This window comes from Tenacibaculum sp. SZ-18 (assembly GCF_002813915.1).
Lineage (GTDB): Bacteria > Bacteroidota > Bacteroidia > Flavobacteriales > Flavobacteriaceae > Polaribacter.
This window is the reverse complement of record NZ_CP019335.1, coordinates 2,781,669-2,800,049: the sequence shown is the minus strand read 5'-3', so window position 1 is coordinate 2,800,049 and position 18,381 is coordinate 2,781,669. Positions and strand designations below refer to the sequence as shown.

Sequence of the window (18,381 nt, the reverse complement as noted above, 5' to 3'; positions counted from 1 at the left end):
TCATCTTCAAAGAAAATCGAAGTCTTTTTCTATTTTGCAAATGACAAATAACAGGATAACCATTATTTTTTTTGGTGTTCTCGGGTATCTACTACATAAATTCTTCCTTCCGTTTATCAATTTTTTTTACACATAAAATTTTCCCATATTTTGCCCGCTTTTTTTGGAACAACACAGCGAAACACACCTAAATATATGCAAGTTAATTCCTTGTAACATCTCATTTAAAGTCATAAAAACAAAATCAAAGGAGAAGTAAAACCCATGTAAATAAATGTGTTATCAACAAAAAAGCCTTACTAAAACTAGTAAGGCTTATTGTGATCGCGACAGAATTCGAACCTGTGACCGTCTGCTTAGAAGGCAAGAGTGTTTTTGTTTTAAAACATTATTTATCAAATAGTTAGTAAGTCAATTCTAAAAAATTTCACGGAAATTTCACACATAAAAAAAAAATTAAATAATTATGAACTATTGAAATAATTGAGTTTCCTTATCGATTATTAAAACAACGATTGTTGTTCCGGGTAAAAAAAAGGTTGAATTCCTTCAGTATTATTTATAGGATGACCACTACTCTTTCTTACTGGGTAATCAACGAACTTTTTACTAGTAAAGCTATTTAGTAATTCCGTTATATCACTTGTATTTAAATCATTCGATAACCAATTTGATTCATCCTCCTGATTTAATATTAGAGGCATTCTAAAAGTACCTTGCTTTTTCTTATTGTGTATCTCTGTAAAATAAGGATTAGCTTCTCTAGTTATAATTGTAGTAGTGTATAAACCATCATCCAGTTCTGTATATACTCCTGCCAATGCAAACAAACCATGATCATGATGTTTTATATAATGAGGATAACTTATATCTGATTTGTAATGTGGTTCAAATATTCCATCTGCTAGAATTATGCAGGGTTGACTCTTTATAAAATTTATAGCTCTATTTTGATTGTTAAGAATTTTATCTACTCTGGCATTATAGGTTCGATATTGACTTAAATATTCTTGCCTCTTATCAATAGTTATATTTTCCGGAAGTAATCCCCAATATGCTGGGTTAATAATTTCATTTTCGTTTTGCTTTATAATATACAAATAATCAGTAGAATAACCAGATCTTGCGTAGTATGACTGATAAATTTCTGGTGCAATAAAACTCGCCTTAAATCTTTTTTCGTTTTCTTCTGCTGATTTTGTATTTGACTTAGTAAAACACATAGTAATGATAATAGCTGTAAAGTTACTATTTAGTTTGAATTTGGAAAGACTTATTAACATGCTACAAAACCAAGCTATAATTGCTACAAATTATAAAGAACTTTGTAAAATGTATTCAAAGTATTTCTCCAACGTAGTTAAAAGTCAAGGTGTGCCGCACTTAAATGCTGATCAATTTGTTCGCTATCAGAACATAATAGCATTAGAGTATTTTATAAATTTTACTAAGAAGATAGGAGTGTCGCACTCCTTATTTGGTCATGTTTCTAAAGCTGAAAAGAACTTGGAAAGACTTACTAAAAAACTATCTCCTGAAGAATTATTACAGGAGATGATTGAATTGTCTTATTAACATAGTTTCTATTCAGACGTAATTAATTATACGCTTTGTTAGCTACTGTTTTTATTGTTTTAATCGTTCCAAATAAAACTCCAGAGTCCCAATCTAATTTATAGTAATAAGCTTGATTCAAATTTTCAATATCTTTAGAGGAAAAAATCACGAAATAGTCGAAATATTCTTTTATTTCTATGTTATTCCACTCAACTAAATTGTTTTTGATGTAAACTCCTTTTGAAGTGATCTTAGTTTTTAGGATTCTAAACTCCATGTGAGATTTATATTTTTCTAAATTATCTAGACATTTTTTTTCAGAATAGTTTTTCCACAAAACGTCGAGAATCTCATTTTGTTTTTTAGCGAATTCAATTTTTTTAAATCCATAATAACAGGAAGAATTTAATTTAATTATGCGATTGTCAAGAGTCTTTAATTCAATTATATATTCTCTACCAAAAGTAAAGTATAATCCAGTAATCCATTTCAATCCGAAACGATAAGATTTAATCTGACTGTATTCAATAAAAACTATATTCTCTACAAAGAATGTTGAGTTGTCAAATTCTATTCCTTTTTCAGTGAATCGAAGTATCCTTTCTCTTCTGTCAGATAATCCTCTTTTTATAAAAGTTTCTAATATTATTTTATTCAAGGGATTTAATTGATTTCAAATTGTAGCTAACGTAATTGTGTATGAAAAGTTGCGATGATTTTAGCGGCAATTTTTCATTCATTTTCATGATTTAAAAGTAAATATAATTTTTGATTTATAGAGAAAGAAGCAATTTTTTATACACGCTGTTAACTAATGTTGGAGAACACTAGCCAAAATTCAAAGCCTTTAGAAAATTTTAAACTGAAAGCAAACGATACAGAATGCAACTCCAAACGGTTTCAAACAAGAACAATTGTCAGCCAATAAAAGATAAATAGTTACAAGCCTTACTTGCATTTAGTTTGCGTATTTTAAGATTTGTATAAAGCCTTTTTTTAGAAAAAGAACGGATCAGAACGTTCAGCGAGAATTGGCTAAAAATACGATGAGGTTCTACTCAAAAGTAAAAAGTAATCTAAGTTATCGGAACGAGCCAGAGACGTTGCAAACACAAAATAAGAACCGACAATCAAGAAACAATGAGATTGGCAAATGAGCCAAACCATAAAACGTTTAGTTCTCTAAAAAAAGGACAAAGCTGGAATTACTATTGAAAAATAAAATTTTAAAACTGACTTTGATTTATCAAAAAGAGAACTTCACATAATTCTCGACAATGTCTAGTCCTGAAATATGGCTACAGGTTAAAAATTGATTTAAGCTGTTAATTTGTATACCATATTTGGTGTTTTATAGTCTAAAGATACGTGTAATCTTATTTGGTTGTATAGATTGATTGCACTTTTTGTAGCTCTTTTTGCATGTATCACATTATCAAATGTTTGATCTAAGTAAAACTCATCTTTTAATATACCATTTACCCTTTCAGCGACAGCATTTTCATAACAATGGTTATCTTCTGTCATGCTAATTTTAATGTTCTTCCTTTTTAAAATTTGTGTATATAGGTTACTGCAATATTGTATTCCTCTATCGGAGTGATGTATGAGTTCATCCGTATTTTTAGCTTTATATAATGCTTTTTTTAATGCTCTTACACATCCGCTAAGCTCTAAGCTATCACTAAGATCATACCCTATTATTTTTCTAGAATACAAGTCGGTTATAAGGGCTAAATAACAAAATCCTTTTACAGTTCTAATGTAGGTGATGTCACTTACCCATACCTGGTTAGGTCTATCAACAAGTACATCTTTTATGATGTTTTTGTATTTATAGAATCTATGAAAAGAATTGGTAGTTCTATAACTTGGTTTCTTTCTGGTTGTAAGCATATTGTGTTTTCTAAGGACATTGAATAGCATGTCTCTTCCTACCTTAAGATTTGCATTATCAAAATCGTTTTTTAAGGATATTTTGAGTTTACGAACACCTTCTCTTGGTAAGGATTTGCGTTTTTGCTTAACAATTTGAATAATCTGTTGTTCTAGCTTTAAACGTTTATCAGCTCTATGTTTATATTTGTAATATGCATCACGTTTAAGTCCGAAACAGTTAGTTATAGTTGTCAAAGACGCAAATCCTTTAGCTTTGGTTTTAGATGTAATTAACGCTCTATATTTAGCTTTTTTTTTAGTTCTGCTACAGATTTATAACCAAGGTCTTCAGCAGCAACTTCTAGGTATGAATCTTGAATCATAGCATCCAAGTCTTTTTTTAACAAGAGTTTTTTTTGTTGTTCAATCTCTTTTTGAAGCTGTTTAATTCTGGTTATTTCATCCTTAGTTTTCACGGTTATTCTGGTATTCATAAGGTCTTTACGGTTATACTTTTTAATCCATTCATTAATGGTAGTTGGAGCGATACCATATGCCTTACCTAATTGATACTTGTTTAATTTTCCGGTTGTAAGTTCGTCTAAAATTTTCAATTTAAAAGGTTCTGAATAACGTCTGATGACTTTGTCGTTTTTATACATAATGTTTAAAATTATGTAGCCTTTATTTAGGACGGGTCAGTATGTATGGTAACGTAATTGTGTATGAAAAGTTGCGATGATTTTGGTAGCAATTTTTCATTCATTTTTCATGATTTAAAAGTAAATATAATTTTTGATTTATAGAGAATGCAGCAATTTTTTATACACGCTGTTAACTAATGTTGGAGAACACTAGCCAAAATTCAAAGCGTTTAGAAAATTTTACACTGAAAGCAAACGAGACAGAATGCAAAACTAAAGGTTTACAAACAAGCACAATTGTCAGCCAATAAAAGATAAATAGTTATAAGCCCTACTTGCATTTAGTTTGCGTATTTTAAGATTTGTATGAAGCCTTTTTTTAGAAAAAGAACGGATCAGAACGTTCAGCGAGAATTGGCTAAAAAGACGATGAGGTTCTACTTAAAAGTAAAAAGTAAGCTTAGTTATCTGAACGAGCCAAAGACTTTTCAAACACAAAACAAGAACCGACAATCAAGAAATTAGAAGATTGGCAAATGAGCCAAATCATAAAACGTTTAGTTCTCTAAAAAAAGGGTAAAGCTGGAATTATTGTTGAAAAGTACAATTTTGCAACTGACTTTGATTTATCAAAAAGAGAACTTCACATAATTCTCGACAATGATAGTTAACGTCTCGGCTAAGCTGCGTTTTAATGCAGCTTAGGTTTTGTTGTAGCCAGTTTTTTATTCAATTGTTCAATCATCATCATTATATTCCAAAGCGAAAATAAATCACTTCCCGCTTTTGTAATGAAAATAGTTTCCTTTCCATTAAATTCAGTAATTAACAATTCAGATTCATTTCGTTTATTTATTTTTTTGAGTTTTTTCTCCCCTGCCTCTGCTTTCTCGAAATATTCTTTCCGATTTTTAGAATCAACATCTTTTATGGAAGATAGTTCGACAGAGTTATAATTTGTTCCGTCAAAACCAATAATTTGTTTGGTTCCAATTGCTGTCCAGTTTTTTTTTGAATCGGTAAATAACAAGATTAATTTTCCACAATCATTATCATTGAAATGAGTCACATATTCTGTTTTTTTATCATCCGTTAAGTTCTCAAATAAATGAACACTTTTATTGGGCAAATCGTGTTTCGTGGCGCGCCATTTAATTCTATTTTCTATAAATTCTTCTGTTTTTTGCATCGGGTTAAATTGGCTACAACGGTCTCGGCTATGATTTCGTTGTGGAATCATACTTAGGATTATTCCGCTGAAATCCAACTGTTTGATTTATACTTTTATTTTGGTGTGGCACAAAACCACAATGAATTATAGCCATTGTTGTGCAACGTTTTTTTTACATTATTTCTACTAACTTATCGGAAAGTTCATTCACAATTTCTTCATTTGAAATAGCGTCATTTAAAATGTTTTCATATGTTGTTTGAGCCTCCGAATTTTCAAATATCAAGGTTTCAGTTTCATTATCATAACTCCAATTACCTTGTTCATTTTCTAAAAGTTCAATTATTTTTTTTATTCCTTGACCGTATCCAATGTGAGCATTGATGTAAGGCATAAAAATTGGTTTTTGTACTGAGTCTTTTTTTGTCAATCCTTTTATAAAGCCTTTATAAGCTTTATTGCTTTTGTCAATTCTTTTAGTTTGTTCTTTTAAATAGTCAATTCTGTTTTCTACAAAAGCTTTAAAATGGTCTGATTGGTTAATGTATTCTTGGACAGTTTGTTTTTGGAATTCAAACTCCTCTTTATTATTTAATCTATTAAAATCCAAAATCCGAGGTTCAGCAAACGCATTGTAAGCTTTATTCCATTCAATGTTAGTGCTATCAGATTTTCTGAAAAAGTCTCTCAATGCTAACCACACTTTTCTTTCTTCGCCAACACTACTTTTTATTAAGTCATCAATTGAGTTTTTGACATTAGCTGATAATACATTGTAGTTTGAATCTGTCGAATCAGGATTAGCTATAGTACTTTCTTTATATTCAGACACTGCTTTTTGTAAATCATTTATTAGCTTTTGTCTGTCTTTTGCAATTTGTCCAAATTCGCTAATTGAACCTAAAAGCATTAATGTCAATACTACATTAAATGTTGTTGTTCCACCGTTTTCTTTTCGCCCAAGTATAAACCAAAACAATAATGCTAATAATGTCGGAATTAAGATTATTCCAATTATAGAGCCAATACTCATTCCAAAAGTATAGGCATCAAAACCGTAAATTCGGATGTTAAAGAAAACTATAATTGCAGCAACAATTGAAGCATAAATTATATTAGATTTTGAAGGCTTAAAAGGGTGTTTCATTAATTCACTTTAGTTTTTTAAATGTTGCACAACGTGTTTGTGTATGATTTCGTTGCGTGTTTGAGCAACTAAATTAGTAAACTAAAACGAACCAGAGGAAATTCCGAAGGAATTTCCAAGCAGGCTAGAACTAGCAATGAATTATACACGGTGTTGCCACACGTATTTTTTCTACGAAATCCAAGTTTTAACAACTTTATCGATAATTCATTTACCATTTTCATTTTTCCTAATAAAAATTCTAAATCCACTTCCATTTAAAATTCCCATTCCAAAACCACCATTCAAGACACCATAGGTTTTAGTGTTGTCAAATAATATTCGATTAAACCCAATTTTTGCAGCAATGTAAAAATCATATTCAGTTCTCCAAAATTCACGTCCTTTTGGGAATTCCGATTGATATTTAAATTTAATTTTTTCGTTGTTAGAATTTAATTTGCTTAAATCTATTTTGAATCCGTTGTTTAATTCAATGTTTTTTGAGTCTAAAATTATGTTTTGGTTGTTAAAATGTTGAACTAACTCATACATATCTTCTCTTTCGTAACGAGTTATTGAGTCAGAAATAGCTAAATAGATTGGAGAAGTATCTTGGTTTAGTGAATCTTTTTTCTTTTCCCATTTCTTTTTTCCTTGTTTATAGGTTTCGGTCTGTTTATAATCTGAAATAGCTTTATCTAATTCATTTTGGCTGTAGTTTTCAAAAAATTCAGGTGGAGGTGGTGGAGGAGGTGGAAGCATTCTCTTATCATAGTAAATTGAATCCAAAATCGCAGGAAATATTTCATAGAAAACAGCTTGTTCAAATTCCGATTGAGACAGTTTTTTTTCTTCTTTACAATTTCATAAAAAAGAGGCTAAAATCAAAGTTAAAATTAATGTCGGAATCGTTTTTCTCATATGTGTGGCAACGTAATTGTGTATGAAAAGTTGCGATGATTTTAGTAGCAATTTTTCATTCGTTTTTCATGATTTAAAAGTAAATATAATTTTTGATTTATAGAGAAAGAAGCAATTTTTTATACACGCTGTTAACTAATGTTGGAGAACACTAGCCAAAATTCAAAGCGTTTAGAAAATTTTGTACTGAAAGCAAACGAGACAGAATGCAAATCTAGATGTTTATAAACAAGAACAATTGTCAGTCAATAAAAGATAAATAGTCACAAGCCTTACTTGCATTTAGTTTGTGTATCTTAAGATTTGTAAAAAGCCTTTTTTTAGAAAAAGAACGGATCAGAACGTTCAGCGAGAATTGGCTAAAAATACGATGAGGTTCTACTCAAAAATAAAAAGTAAGCTAAGTTATCGGAACGAGCCAGAGACTTTTCAAACACAAAACAAGAACCGACAATCAAGAAATTAGGAGATTGGCAAATGATCCAAACCATCAAACGTTTAGTTCTCTAAAAAAAGGACGAAGCTGGAATTACTCTTGAAAAGTACAATTTTGCAACTGACTTTGATTTTTCAAAAAGAGAACTTCATATAATTCTCGACAATGATAGTTAACGTCTCGGCTATGGTTAGTGCGGGAATTAAAAGCGATTAATTACCGATTAAGCACATAGCCAAAACTTTTTATTTTGTTTTAATCTTTTCATTTTTAAAGCCAAATCAAAAAGATTTGGCGGACATTGTAAAAATACACTAAACTTGGGATTAAACACCAAACCCCGTATTAATTATAGCCATTGTTAGCCATAGTATTTTTAATTTCCGAATGGACTTTTGTCGTTCATAAACGGACTTTCAAAAGTTGTCCAGTCAGTAGTTTTTAATGATTTTCCGTCAGTATTCATTGGCGTGAACCTAACTTTATATTTTCCTTTATCTTTAAACGTAAATCCTCCTGCACACATTCCGTGTCCAACATTCAGTTTACCATTTCATTCTTTAATATAAAATACGTTCTTGTTGTCAGTGCTTAAGTCAACGACCTCTGTCTTATACCAGATTTCAGACTCCGATTTATTTTTAACATTGAAAATTGCATTCGCAGATGGGCCACAACCATAGTGTATAACTTCGGTTTTTTCAAATTCAATATTCAGATTAGAATTCAGAGTTTCAAGTTCCTTTTTGTCTGTTGTTTTCCAATAAACTTTTTCTCTCACTTTTTTTTCTCTGTTATATTGCTTCATTTCTCTTCCTTCATTTTCGGTTTGGTCAGAGTATTTAAGAAAGTACTTTGTGTTAGGTTTTAATTCTGATGTTGGATAAAAGATAGCCTGAGTTAATTGCATCTGACCTGTATAGAATTCTTTAAGATTCAGCTCAATTAATTCTCCGCTTTCACTTTCCAGATAAACTTTTCTGTTTTTGAAACTATTTATAGTCTTTTGACTGTAAGCATAACCCTGGACGATGAATTTTGAATTCAATCCAATTTCTTTAGTTTCTGGAAAGAAAGACATTCCACTCATTGAGCATTCCGCAAATGCTGTTTTAATTCCGAAAGCCAATAATAAAAGAAGTGTGATTTTTTTCATAAATGTAAGTTTCTTAAATGACTTCAAATATCATTCCGTTCATATTATGGCTAACGTAATTGTGTATGAAAAGTTGCGATGATTTTAGTAGCAATTTTTCATTCATTTTCATGATTTAAAAGTAAATATAATTTTTGATTTATATAGAAAGAAGGAATTTTTTATACACGCTGTTAACTAATGTTGGAGAACACTAGCCAAAATTCAAAGCATTTAGAAGATTTTATACTGAAAGCAAACGAGACAGAATGCAAATCTAAAGGTTTATAAGCAAGAACAATTGTCAGCCAATAAAAGATAAATAGTTACAAGCCTTACTTGCATTTAGTTTGCGTATTTTAAGTTTTGTAAAAAGCCTTTTTTTAGAAAAAGAACGGATCAGAACGTTCAGCGAGAATTGGCTAAAATTACGATGAGGTTCTACTCAAAAGTAAAAAGTGAGCCAAGTTATCGGAACAAGCCAGAGACTTTTCAAACACAAAACAAGAACCGACAATCACGAAATTAGGAGATTGGCAAATGATCTAAACCATCAAACGTTTAGTTCTCTAAAAAAAGGACGAAGCTGGAATTACTGTTGAAAAGTACAATTTTACAACTGACTTTGATTTATCTAAAAGAGAACTTCACATAATTCTCGACAATGATAGTTAACGGTCTCGGCTATGAGTAGTTGCGTGGGTTAGCGTTAAACTTTGCAAGTACACACCAAACTGAAAATTCGCGAGGACTTTCGTAAGTAGGTAATAACAAGCAATTACTTATAGCCATTGTTGTGGGCAGTTTTTTTAATAATTATACATATCTAATTCATCAAAGTCTTTTATTTCAGACAGTTTGATAAGATTTTCTATTTTAATTTTATTCCAAGTTTCCTTAAATGTTTCATCTCCGCCTTCCGCATTTTCATTGCTGTTCTCTTTGATTAATCTCTTTTTTGTCAAGAAGTTAATACTTGTTTCCGTATTTGTTACTGGACCACGATTACTACTTGAATCATATCCAATTAATTCAAAATTTGAGTTTTGATATCGGAAGGTATATTCCCAATATCCATATCTGCCGTGGCCGTAATGGATATAAAGTTTTTCGTTTTCAATTTTAATCCATAATTCTGGTGGAAAATAAACTCCACCATCTTCATTTTCTGACGAAAAGCAACTGTAGTTTTTATCGGCAAGTTCATAACCTTTCTCTTTTTTGAATAGAACAACAATTCCACGTCTATTTCTGTCAACTTTTTTATCAAAACGATTAGTGACAATGTTAGTTGTATCTGTCTTTTTGATAATCAAAACACAGTCATCCAATCCATCTTTATTTAGATCTCCAAAATATTTTTCAAATAAAGCATATCCTTTTGGAATGAAATCTGAAGGTTCTTTATCCTGTGCTTTACAGCCTAGAACAGTCAGTAGAAAAAAGGGTAGTATTATCAAAGTATTCTTCATTCAGTATTTAGCTTCTGATAGTTGGTTTAAATGTCTAGTCCTGAAATATGGCTACAGGTTAAAAATTGATTTAGGCTGTTAATTTGTATACCATATTTGGTGTTTTATAGTCTAAAGATACGTGTAATCTTATTTGGTTGTATAGATTGATTGCACTTTTTGCAGCTCTTTTTGCATGTATCACATTATCAAATGTTTGATCTAAGTAAAACTCATCTTTTAATATACCATTTCCCCTTTCAGCGACAGCATTTTCATAACAATGATTATCTTCTGTCATGCTAATTTTAATGTTCTTCCTTTTTAAAATTTGTGTATATAGGTTACTGCAATATTGTATTCCTCTATCGGAGTGATGTATGAGTTCATCCGTATTTTTAGCTTGATATAATGCTTTTTTTAATGCTCTTACACATCCGCTAAGCTCTAAGCTATCACTAAGATCATACCCTATTATTTTTCTAGAATACAAGTCGGTTATAAGGGCTAAATAACAAAATCCTTTTACAGTTCTAATGTAGGTGATGTCACTTACCCATACCTGGTTAGGTCTATCAACACGTAGATCTTTTATGATGTTTTTGTATTTATAGAATCTATGAAAAGAATTGGTAGTTCTATAACTTGGTTTCTTTCTGGTTGTAAGCATATTGTGTTTTCTAAGGACATTGAATAGCATGTCTCTTCCTACCTTAAGATTTGCATTATCAAAATCGTTTTTTAAGGATGTTTTGAGTTTACGAACACCTTCTCTTGGTAAGGATTTGCGTTTTTGCTTAACAATTTGAATAATCTGTTGTTCTAGCTTTAACCGTTTATCAGCTCTGTGTTTATATTTGTAATATGCATCACGTTTAAGTCCGAAACAGTTAGTTATAGTTGTCAAAGACGCAAATCCTTTAGCTTTGATTTTAGATGTAATTAACGCTCTATATTTAGCTTTTTTTTTAGTTCTGCTACAGATTTATAACCAAGGTCTTCAGCAGCAACTTCTAGGTATGAATCTTGAATCATAGCATCCAAGTCTTTTTTTAACAAGAGTTTTTTTAGTTGTTCAATCTCTTTTTGAAGCTGTTTAATTCTGGTTATTTCATCCTTAGTTTTCACGGTTATTCTGGTATTCATAAGGTCTTTACGGTTATACTTTTTAATCCATTCATTAATGGTAGTTGGAGCAATACCATATGCCTTACCTAATTGATATTTGTTTAATTTTCCGGTTGTAAGTTCGTCTAAAATTTTCAATTTAAAAGGTTCTGAATAGCGTCTGATGACTTTGTCGTTTTTATACATAATGTTTAAAATTATGTAGCCTTTATTCAGGACGGGTCAAGCTTACGCACAACGTAATTGTGTATGAAAAGTTGCGATGATTTTTAGTAGCAATTTTTCATTCATTTTCATGATATAAAAGTAAATATAATTTTTGATTTATAGAGAATGCAGCAATTTTTTATACACGCTGTTAACTAATGTTGGAGAACACTAGCCAAAATTCAAAGTGTTTAGAAAATTTTACACTGAAAGCAAACGGGACAGAATGCAAATCTAAAGGTTTACAAACAAGAACAATTTTCAGCCAATAAAGGATAAGTAGTTACACGCCTTACTTGCATTTAGTTTGCGTATTTTAAGATTTGTGTAAAGCCTTTTTTTAGAAAAAGAACGGATCAGAACGTTCAGCGAGAATTGGCTAAGAATGCGACGAGGTTCTACTCAAAAGTAAAAAGTAAGCTAAGTTATCGGAACGAGCCAAAGACTTTTCAAACACAAAATAAGAACCGACAATCAAGAAACAATGAGATTGGCAAATGAGCCAAACCATAAAACGTTTAGTTCTCTAAAAAAAGGACGAAGCTGGAATTACTCTTGAAAAGCAAAATTTTGCAACTTACTTGATTTATCAAAAAGAGAACTTCACATAATTCTCGACAATGATAGTTAACGGTTTCGTATAACCGTCAGTTGCGGGTTAAATTAGTTGTTATTTTCTTTAATTCACTAGCGTTAGCAATTCCGAGTGGATTCAGACGTAGTTGAATCCGCCGTAATTGCGGTTATGCATTGTTGTGTGTAGTTTTTATTCCGTTTTATATTCCGTTTTGTGGAATTCCAATAGTTTATCCGTTAATATATTCATTTCTTTTTTCTCTTTTAGTTTAAAATCCGCAAACATAATCAGTCCGAAAGTAACAAACACAATCGGCAAAATCCAATTACCCTTAATCAGCGAAATTATTGAAATCAGAATTCCGAGTCCGAGTAAAATTTTCGCTAAAATATTCATTGGTGACTTAAAGTCAAATTTCAAATTGTAATTACCTGTGTCATTTACAATTCCGATTAGTCTGTGATTGTTCGGAAAACGATTCCGCATTAATTCAAACTTTTCAGTTCCGATATATCCATTATAGAATCCGTTCACAATTAACTTGTTCAGAATCCTTAGATTTTTATCACTTTTGGTTATCGTTTGTCTCATTTCTAAAATTACACACAACGACTCGGCTATGAGTAGTTGCGTGGTTTAGCACTTAACTTTGCAAGTACACACCTCTTCTGAAAATCCGCGAGGATTTTCAGAAGAGGTGAGAAAAAGCAATTACTTATAGCCATTGTTACCCAACGTTTTATTCTTTTATTAATTCCTTAAGGATTTTTTGAGCTGTTTTACTTAACAGGTTTGGTGTTTTAGGTCCACTTTGATTGGTTATAATTGATATTCCTAAATTATATTTTGGATAAATGAACAACCAATTTTGAGTACCACTTGTTCCTCCGTGATGATTATATGATGTTCCATATTTATCTTTCCAGACACGCCAAAAATAGGCAATATTCAAAGGGCTACGTACCTCATAAAGCGCTTTGTGGGATTCAGATATTATTGGGTTTTTATTGTTTAATTGTAGTTCAACGTATTGCATCATATCAATAATTGTCATTTTTATGCCTCCTGCTGTTCCCCAAAGAGGGTTCAAATTATTGGGTGCAGGTGTTTCACTGTTCATCCAATATCCACGAACGAGTTTTTTATTTTGTATCGAGTCCAATTTAATTTTCGTAGTTGACGTATTGTATTTAGCTGAGATATTTTCTTTAAGTAACTCGTCGATACTTTTGTGATAGACTGTTTCTAGTATTTTGCCGATTAATTCCGCACCAGCATTGGAATACGAATAATTTGTACCTGGTTTTGCTGTTATTGATACACTTGCTAAATCATCTAAAAATTTCTCTTTACTGTATGATTTTTCTAATGCCAAATACTCATTAGGGACTTCTTTGGTAAGTTTTTCATATAATCCGTTCATTTTGAAAGGAAGGAACATTGGTAATCCGCTAGTGTGCGTAATTAAGTTCCGTATTGAGATTGGTGTGCTGTTATATTCTAAGTTTGAATAATCTCCTTCTAAATAAATTCTAATATCATCTTCTAGTTTAATTTTTTGCTCTAGAACGGCTTTAGCAACGAGATAACCAGTAATGGTTTTTGAAACAGAACCCACTTCATAAACAGTTTTGTCATTAGGTGGGTTGTTCTTTCCCTTTACTATTTCCCCAAAGTGCTCGGTGTAAACTTGACCGTCTTTATAAATCCCTATTGAAACAGAATTTATGTTCTTACTTTTCACAAACTTTTGTCCATTTTTTTGGATAATTCTTGAAATAATATCGTCTGAAGTATTCTCCTGAGAAAATGATTGGCCAAAAGAAACAATTAAAAAAAGATATGTAAAGAGCAAAGAGTATTTCATGTTTTTTTTGGTTTTCAGTTCAAGAATTAAGCCATATTTTGCTTAATGCTCAACTCTTTCGTCAAATGTTGGGTAACGGTTTGGCTATGGTTTCGTTACGGAATGGTACGCAGAATTATTCCGACGTAAACCAAGCCTTTGCTGCAAGATAGGAATTTTCTGCAGAAAGTCCCCCGTAATGAACTATAGCCGTTGTTAGCAGCTGTTTTTTAATCGTTTATATTCAGTTCCGCAATTTTCCTCAAAATCTTTCAAGTTTTCAAAGATATTCAGTCCTGCCATTCCAGTTCCGTTAGGTGCGGTCAATGTTTCGGTTATTATATTTCCGTTTTCTAATTCTAAAAATCCAACAGAATCATAGTCCTCAAAAATTATAAAATCTACGATTTTAAGATTCGCAAACTTTTTCATTTCGTTGTCAACAATCTCTGTTGATTTAGAAGTATATCTTTTTGGGATTCCGTTTTTAAATCCGAGTTTATATTTCAGTCGTCCGAAAAAAGTTGAGTTTTGGTTCCTACTAACTTCTTCTCTCACTTGATTCCAAGTTTTACCTTCTGGAAAATTAAATTCCGTTGATTCAATCCTGATTTTATCGCTTGATTTCAGAACCAAACTTTTAGATTTAGCTTTGGGTTTGGTTTCAATATTTTCAGATTCAAAATCCCAAGGAATCGAAATGGTTTTTCCACTATTTAATTCAATGAAAACTTGTCCCTGGTCAAGTCCGCCAACTTCCATTTTTACCCAAACGAGAATATCTTTAATTCTTTCTCCAAGTAATTCTTTAATATTCATTGTTCAAATTGCTGCTAACTGTCTCGGCTATGAGTAGTTGCGTGAATTTAGTAATAAATTCCCCAAGTACAAACTAACGGCGGAAATTCCTGCGGAATTTCCAAAGTAGCTTAGAGTAAGCAATTACTTATAGCCATTGTTGGCAACTGGTTTTATTTTTCAATTCCTCTTATTTGTATTTCATTTGCCTTTTTTATATTTTCAGGCGTTTTGGTTATAAGTCTAATCAGATTGATTTCTGTATTCTTTTCAGATGTTTTTACTTTCTCAACAACAATTTTTAAAATAAAATTCTCGTCAACTAAAATTTCGGTTTTTATACTCTCAATGACTTTTTCGTCAATTTGATAGATTATAGGGTTTTCATTCAAGTCCAAATATTTTGTAGAAAGCTCTTCCAATTTGAGAAACTTCGGATTGTAATCAGATTTCATTCTTATAAAAATCTTTCCATAATACTCAGTTCCGTTCATTTCAAATTTTTCTTTTTCGATTTTTGAGCTCTCAATTTTACCAGAGTTTATAAAATTCAATACTTCCCAACTCCCAATAAATTTTTTATTAACAAATATGCTTACTGGTTTTTGGTTAGAATGAAATTTATTTGATTTGTCAGAATAAAAAACTTTGATTTTAGAATTCTCTGAATAATTTAGATTGTCTGTTGTTTTTTTTCCAGAAATCTCTTGGCAAAATGAATTAAATGTCAAGAATAGCATTATAAGGGTAAAAATGGTTTTCATATTCTATTATTTTAATTCAAATTAAAGTTTCTGTTATTAATTCTAAAATCGAAAATGAGTGAACGTTGTTTTTCAGTTAGTCAATCAGTTTCCAGATTCGGTTAACTTGTTGCCAACGGTTCGGCTATGAAGCGTAGGAACGGTTTGGTTGGTTAGGCCTATGCTTTATAGCCATTGTTGGCGAGTCGTTTTTTTTAATCGATAAATTCTTTAGAGTTCTCTCTAATGTATTCTACTTGAAGTTTCATTAAGTCCTCTTTGTCATAAAGCTCATAAAATTCATCATCAAATGAATTTAACGGATTGTTTTCATAGGATTCACTAAATCCCTCTAATGTGCCGTCTTGTTTCTCCGTTATTTTTTCATTTTCAGATTCATAAACTTTGTTTGCCCTTTCTGTCAAGTCAGCAAACAGTTCTGCGTTTATTTTTAATAGGGCTTCTGGAATATACTTGTAAAATTGGCCACTCGAATTAAAGTAGAACTGATTAAATCCACCGTTATTCACTTCAGCCTCTAATAACCAAATCAAATAAATTGTTTTTCGAGCTTGATTCCAGCCATTGACTGTCTCATATTCTTTAGTGTAGTCTTCTGGAAGCTTACTTATTAAGTTGTCAAAAATTACTTGTACTAAATCTTCGTCCTTTGTAGAATCAATTATCTCTTGGGTGAGATTTTCATGGATTGGTCTATTTTTAAATGCTTCTATACTTTCTGAAATTTGTGCATCAAACTCCGAATCACTTTTGCTTTTTTCGGACTGTTTTTCTTTACAACCGAAGAAGCTCAAAATGCTCGCAAACATTCCCATTAATAATATTCTTTTCATTTTTTGATTTTATGCTCGCCAACGTTCTGTGTATGGACAGCAGGGCAGATGCGAAGCACTTCACTTCCGGTTTACCACTGAGCCAAAACAAACGTTTTTACTTTTAAATTTCTTTTTGTTTAACGTCAAAACTTTGTTTTGGCGTTGCCTGCTCAAAGAACAGGACTTGCAATTTATCTCTAAATGCCCTATTGGCTATACACCTTGTTAGGGGCTGGCTTTTTATCATTATTTGTATGGAAACCCTGCGTCATCTAAGTATTTGTATTTCCAGTTGTTTTTATCATTATTCCACCTTTTACTCTGACTTCTAAGTTGAGCAACATTATCTCGCTTTTTTTTCAAAATTTGTGGATTCTTATCTCTAAATTCTTTTAGGTTTCCTGTCACTTTGAGATTTTCTACATAACGCCAATCTTCCAATTTACTCAGAATACCTTCTCTTTCCATTTGTTTGCGATATTCCCATTCTACGCCATTTTGTTTTAAAAGCTGACCTAGCATTAATTCATGCTCTTCACTTATTAAATCATTTCTATTTTCACGATCCTGTTTGGTTTTGAAAGACATTTGGTCACTTAACCAATGTCCTATGTATGTTTTTTGAGATGGAACAGTTTTATAGTTATTGGAATTACTATAATAATCTTCGACTTCTGCTAAATTGTCCATCCATCTGTCTTTGTCAATACGCTTACCCATTTTGGAAAGGTCCCAAACAAAATTTACAGAGTTCATTTTCTCCTCTTCATATGGCAACCAATCCATACCATAGTTTTTATTTCCCTTTCTACGCTGTTTTTGGTGCGCGCACCATTGACCTACTTTAAAATACTTGTTTGATGGGTTTTTGAATTGAGGTACATGTATGTAGTCTTTATCTGGGTCGAATTTAGCTTTGTATTCTAACATTTTTTGAAATTCTAAATTCCAGTCTATTAAATGTTTTCTAATACGTCCAATTCCATCAAAAGGAAATTCTGCATTTAAGAGAGTTTCAAATATTTCAAACGGAAAAGCGTCCGTTCCTTGATTGTATAATGCATGCATTTTTTGATACCATCTAAACAATTCTTTGTCCTCAGTATGTTTGCTAACAATGCCGTCTTTCCTTTCAGTTTTTATGTATTCTAAATATCGATTAAAAGTGTGTTAAATTGCTGGTGGTCAGTTTCAGTAAACTTTACTTCATAATTTCTACTTGAGTTTGTAGAAGTAGTAGACTCACCTTTTTCCTTCCTCTTCTATAATTTCTATTTTTTTTGATAAAAGATTCTTTTCGATAAGTTCTTCAAGGTATTCTTCTGTCAAAAGCCTAATGTTCGTTGAAGAGAGATCTAGTAAACTTGAGTAATACTCTTTTATTTCTTTCAAAAGAGAATTACCTTCTTTATTTTCAGAATCAAATTCCAATTGGATTGATGCTTCTAGATTACTGTTCAAAGCTTGATAAGTTAAGTTTGAAGAACCAATAATTACTCGGTGATTGTTTTGACCTTCGAAGATGTATAGTTTTGGGTGGTAAATAGAGTTTTTCTTTATAGAATCATAGTAAATAAAAGTTTCCACATTTTTCTTTAATAAAAGTCTTAATGCTTCTTCAGAGGTTACCATATTATCAATGCCGATAAAGAATCTGCATTGTTCGAAAATATGATTCGAATTTTCAATTGATTTTATTATTGTCTTTACACCTGAACCTGTAGCAAAAGCAACAAAGCCATTGAAAGAAATAAACTGGTCACATGAAAAAGAATCAGCTAATTGATTTCCAACATTTGGTTTCTCTTTTGTTCCGATTCCGTGTCCTAAAAAAGTGGTTTTCATTCTTCGGTTTTTTGCTTGCCCCTAACGTAATTGTGTATGAAAAGTTGCGATGATTTTAGTAGCAATTTTTCATTCATTT

Annotated in this window: 20 protein-coding genes; 1 reads left to right on the top strand and 19 read right to left on the bottom strand. The window is 31.2% G+C overall.

What is annotated here, in order from left to right:
* Positions 1–503: 503 nt before the first annotated feature.
* Positions 504–1,223, bottom strand: coding sequence for an SOS response-associated peptidase (locus tag BTO06_RS12525; protein ID WP_157811847.1), 720 nt, complete (start codon positions 1,221–1,223; stop codon positions 504–506).
* A 4-nt stretch (positions 1,224–1,227) separates the two neighbouring features.
* On the opposite strand from BTO06_RS12525, the gene BTO06_RS12520 reads away from it, so the two are divergent.
* Positions 1,228–1,575 (top strand): hypothetical protein, encoded by a 348-nt coding sequence (locus BTO06_RS12520; protein WP_157811846.1) that lies wholly within the window; start codon positions 1,228–1,230, stop codon positions 1,573–1,575.
* A 22-nt stretch (positions 1,576–1,597) separates the two neighbouring features.
* Here the strand turns inward: BTO06_RS12520 and BTO06_RS12515 are convergent, their stop codons facing one another.
* The 18 genes from BTO06_RS12515 to BTO06_RS12435 all read right to left on the bottom strand — a co-directional run bounded on the left by BTO06_RS12515 (position 1,598) and on the right by BTO06_RS12435 (position 18,302).
* On the bottom strand, positions 1,598–2,215 hold the full coding sequence (locus tag BTO06_RS12515) for a hypothetical protein (protein ID WP_100925627.1): 618 nt from the start codon (positions 2,213–2,215) through the stop codon (positions 1,598–1,600).
* Positions 2,216–2,874: 659 nt separating this feature from the next.
* Positions 2,875–3,690, bottom strand: coding sequence for an IS3 family transposase (locus BTO06_RS12510; protein ID WP_100925626.1), 816 nt, complete (start codon positions 3,688–3,690; stop codon positions 2,875–2,877).
* 35 nt (positions 3,691–3,725) lie between these two features.
* Positions 3,726–4,097: a transposase gene (locus BTO06_RS12505; protein ID WP_100925625.1), complete on the bottom strand. Its 372-nt coding sequence runs from the start codon at positions 4,095–4,097 to the stop codon at positions 3,726–3,728.
* A gap of 673 nt (positions 4,098–4,770) precedes the next feature.
* Positions 4,771–5,319: a hypothetical protein gene (locus BTO06_RS12500; RefSeq protein WP_157811845.1), complete on the bottom strand. Its 549-nt coding sequence runs from the start codon at positions 5,317–5,319 to the stop codon at positions 4,771–4,773.
* 103 nt (positions 5,320–5,422) lie between these two features.
* Complete coding sequence (locus tag BTO06_RS12495) at positions 5,423–6,397, bottom strand: hypothetical protein (protein ID WP_100925623.1); 975 nt, start codon at positions 6,395–6,397, stop codon at positions 5,423–5,425.
* Positions 6,398–6,604: 207 nt separating this feature from the next.
* A complete protein-coding gene (locus BTO06_RS12490; RefSeq protein WP_232731455.1) occupies positions 6,605–7,168 on the bottom strand; it encodes a hypothetical protein in 564 nt (187 codons plus the stop codon).
* A 944-nt stretch (positions 7,169–8,112) separates the two neighbouring features.
* Entirely contained in the window at positions 8,113–8,262 is a 150-nt protein-coding gene (locus BTO06_RS18535; RefSeq protein ID WP_157811844.1) for a hypothetical protein, read from the bottom strand.
* 27 nt (positions 8,263–8,289) lie between these two features.
* A complete protein-coding gene (locus BTO06_RS12485) occupies positions 8,290–8,892 on the bottom strand; it encodes a hypothetical protein (RefSeq protein WP_100925622.1) in 603 nt (200 codons plus the stop codon).
* A 788-nt stretch (positions 8,893–9,680) separates the two neighbouring features.
* A complete protein-coding gene (locus BTO06_RS12480) occupies positions 9,681–10,343 on the bottom strand; it encodes a hypothetical protein (RefSeq protein WP_100925621.1) in 663 nt (220 codons plus the stop codon).
* A gap of 70 nt (positions 10,344–10,413) precedes the next feature.
* Entirely contained in the window at positions 10,414–11,229 is an 816-nt protein-coding gene (locus BTO06_RS12475; protein ID WP_100925620.1) for an IS3 family transposase, read from the bottom strand.
* A 35-nt stretch (positions 11,230–11,264) separates the two neighbouring features.
* The gene (locus BTO06_RS12470; protein WP_100925513.1) at positions 11,265–11,636 is read right to left on the bottom strand and encodes a transposase; all 372 of its coding nucleotides are present in this window, start codon (positions 11,634–11,636) and stop codon (positions 11,265–11,267) included.
* Between the two features lie 787 nt (positions 11,637–12,423).
* The gene (locus BTO06_RS12465) at positions 12,424–12,825 is read right to left on the bottom strand and encodes a hypothetical protein (RefSeq protein ID WP_100925619.1); all 402 of its coding nucleotides are present in this window, start codon (positions 12,823–12,825) and stop codon (positions 12,424–12,426) included.
* 148 nt (positions 12,826–12,973) lie between these two features.
* The gene (locus BTO06_RS12460) at positions 12,974–14,101 is read right to left on the bottom strand and encodes a serine hydrolase domain-containing protein (protein WP_100925618.1); all 1,128 of its coding nucleotides are present in this window, start codon (positions 14,099–14,101) and stop codon (positions 12,974–12,976) included.
* A 195-nt stretch (positions 14,102–14,296) separates the two neighbouring features.
* On the bottom strand, positions 14,297–14,899 hold the full coding sequence (locus tag BTO06_RS12455) for a hypothetical protein (protein WP_100925617.1): 603 nt from the start codon (positions 14,897–14,899) through the stop codon (positions 14,297–14,299).
* A gap of 152 nt (positions 14,900–15,051) precedes the next feature.
* The gene (locus tag BTO06_RS12450; protein WP_157811843.1) at positions 15,052–15,642 is read right to left on the bottom strand and encodes a hypothetical protein; all 591 of its coding nucleotides are present in this window, start codon (positions 15,640–15,642) and stop codon (positions 15,052–15,054) included.
* A gap of 194 nt (positions 15,643–15,836) precedes the next feature.
* Positions 15,837–16,475 carry a DMP19 family protein gene (locus BTO06_RS12445; RefSeq protein WP_198517080.1) on the bottom strand — a complete coding sequence of 213 codons (639 nt, stop codon included), beginning with the start codon at positions 16,473–16,475 and terminating at the stop codon, positions 15,837–15,839.
* 228 nt (positions 16,476–16,703) lie between these two features.
* Positions 16,704–17,525 carry a hypothetical protein gene (locus tag BTO06_RS12440; protein ID WP_100925615.1) on the bottom strand — a complete coding sequence of 274 codons (822 nt, stop codon included), beginning with the start codon at positions 17,523–17,525 and terminating at the stop codon, positions 16,704–16,706.
* A 174-nt stretch (positions 17,526–17,699) separates the two neighbouring features.
* Complete coding sequence (locus BTO06_RS12435; protein ID WP_100925614.1) at positions 17,700–18,302, bottom strand: phospholipase D-like domain-containing protein; 603 nt, start codon at positions 18,300–18,302, stop codon at positions 17,700–17,702.
* Positions 18,303–18,381: the final 79 nt, after the last annotated feature.

Coding starts and splice junctions, on each gene's coding strand:
- BTO06_RS12525 (WP_157811847.1), bottom strand. CDS start 1,223: ATGTGTTTTACTAAGTCAAATACAAAATCAGCAGAAGAAAACGAAAAA.
- BTO06_RS12520 (WP_157811846.1), top strand. CDS start 1,228: ATGATAATAGCTGTAAAGTTACTATTTAGTTTGAATTTGGAAAGACTT.
- BTO06_RS12505 (WP_100925625.1), bottom strand. CDS start 4,097: ATGTATAAAAACGACAAAGTCATCAGACGTTATTCAGAACCTTTTAAA.
- BTO06_RS12500 (WP_157811845.1), bottom strand. CDS start 5,319: ATGATTCCACAACGAAATCATAGCCGAGACCGTTGTAGCCAATTTAAC.
- BTO06_RS12495 (WP_100925623.1), bottom strand. CDS start 6,397: ATGAAACACCCTTTTAAGCCTTCAAAATCTAATATAATTTATGCTTCA.
- BTO06_RS18535 (WP_157811844.1), bottom strand. CDS start 8,262: ATGTGTGCAGGAGGATTTACGTTTAAAGATAAAGGAAAATATAAAGTT.
- BTO06_RS12485 (WP_100925622.1), bottom strand. CDS start 8,892: ATGAAAAAAATCACACTTCTTTTATTATTGGCTTTCGGAATTAAAACA.
- BTO06_RS12480 (WP_100925621.1), bottom strand. CDS start 10,343: ATGAAGAATACTTTGATAATACTACCCTTTTTTCTACTGACTGTTCTA.
- BTO06_RS12470 (WP_100925513.1), bottom strand. CDS start 11,636: ATGTATAAAAACGACAAAGTCATCAGACGCTATTCAGAACCTTTTAAA.
- BTO06_RS12465 (WP_100925619.1), bottom strand. CDS start 12,825: ATGAGACAAACGATAACCAAAAGTGATAAAAATCTAAGGATTCTGAAC.
- BTO06_RS12460 (WP_100925618.1), bottom strand. CDS start 14,101: ATGAAATACTCTTTGCTCTTTACATATCTTTTTTTAATTGTTTCTTTT.
- BTO06_RS12455 (WP_100925617.1), bottom strand. CDS start 14,899: ATGAATATTAAAGAATTACTTGGAGAAAGAATTAAAGATATTCTCGTT.
- BTO06_RS12450 (WP_157811843.1), bottom strand. CDS start 15,642: ATGAAAACCATTTTTACCCTTATAATGCTATTCTTGACATTTAATTCA.
- BTO06_RS12445 (WP_198517080.1), bottom strand. CDS start 16,475: ATGAAAAGAATATTATTAATGGGAATGTTTGCGAGCATTTTGAGCTTC.
- BTO06_RS12440 (WP_100925615.1), bottom strand. CDS start 17,525: ATGCATGCATTATACAATCAAGGAACGGACGCTTTTCCGTTTGAAATA.
- BTO06_RS12435 (WP_100925614.1), bottom strand. CDS start 18,302: ATGAAAACCACTTTTTTAGGACACGGAATCGGAACAAAAGAGAAACCA.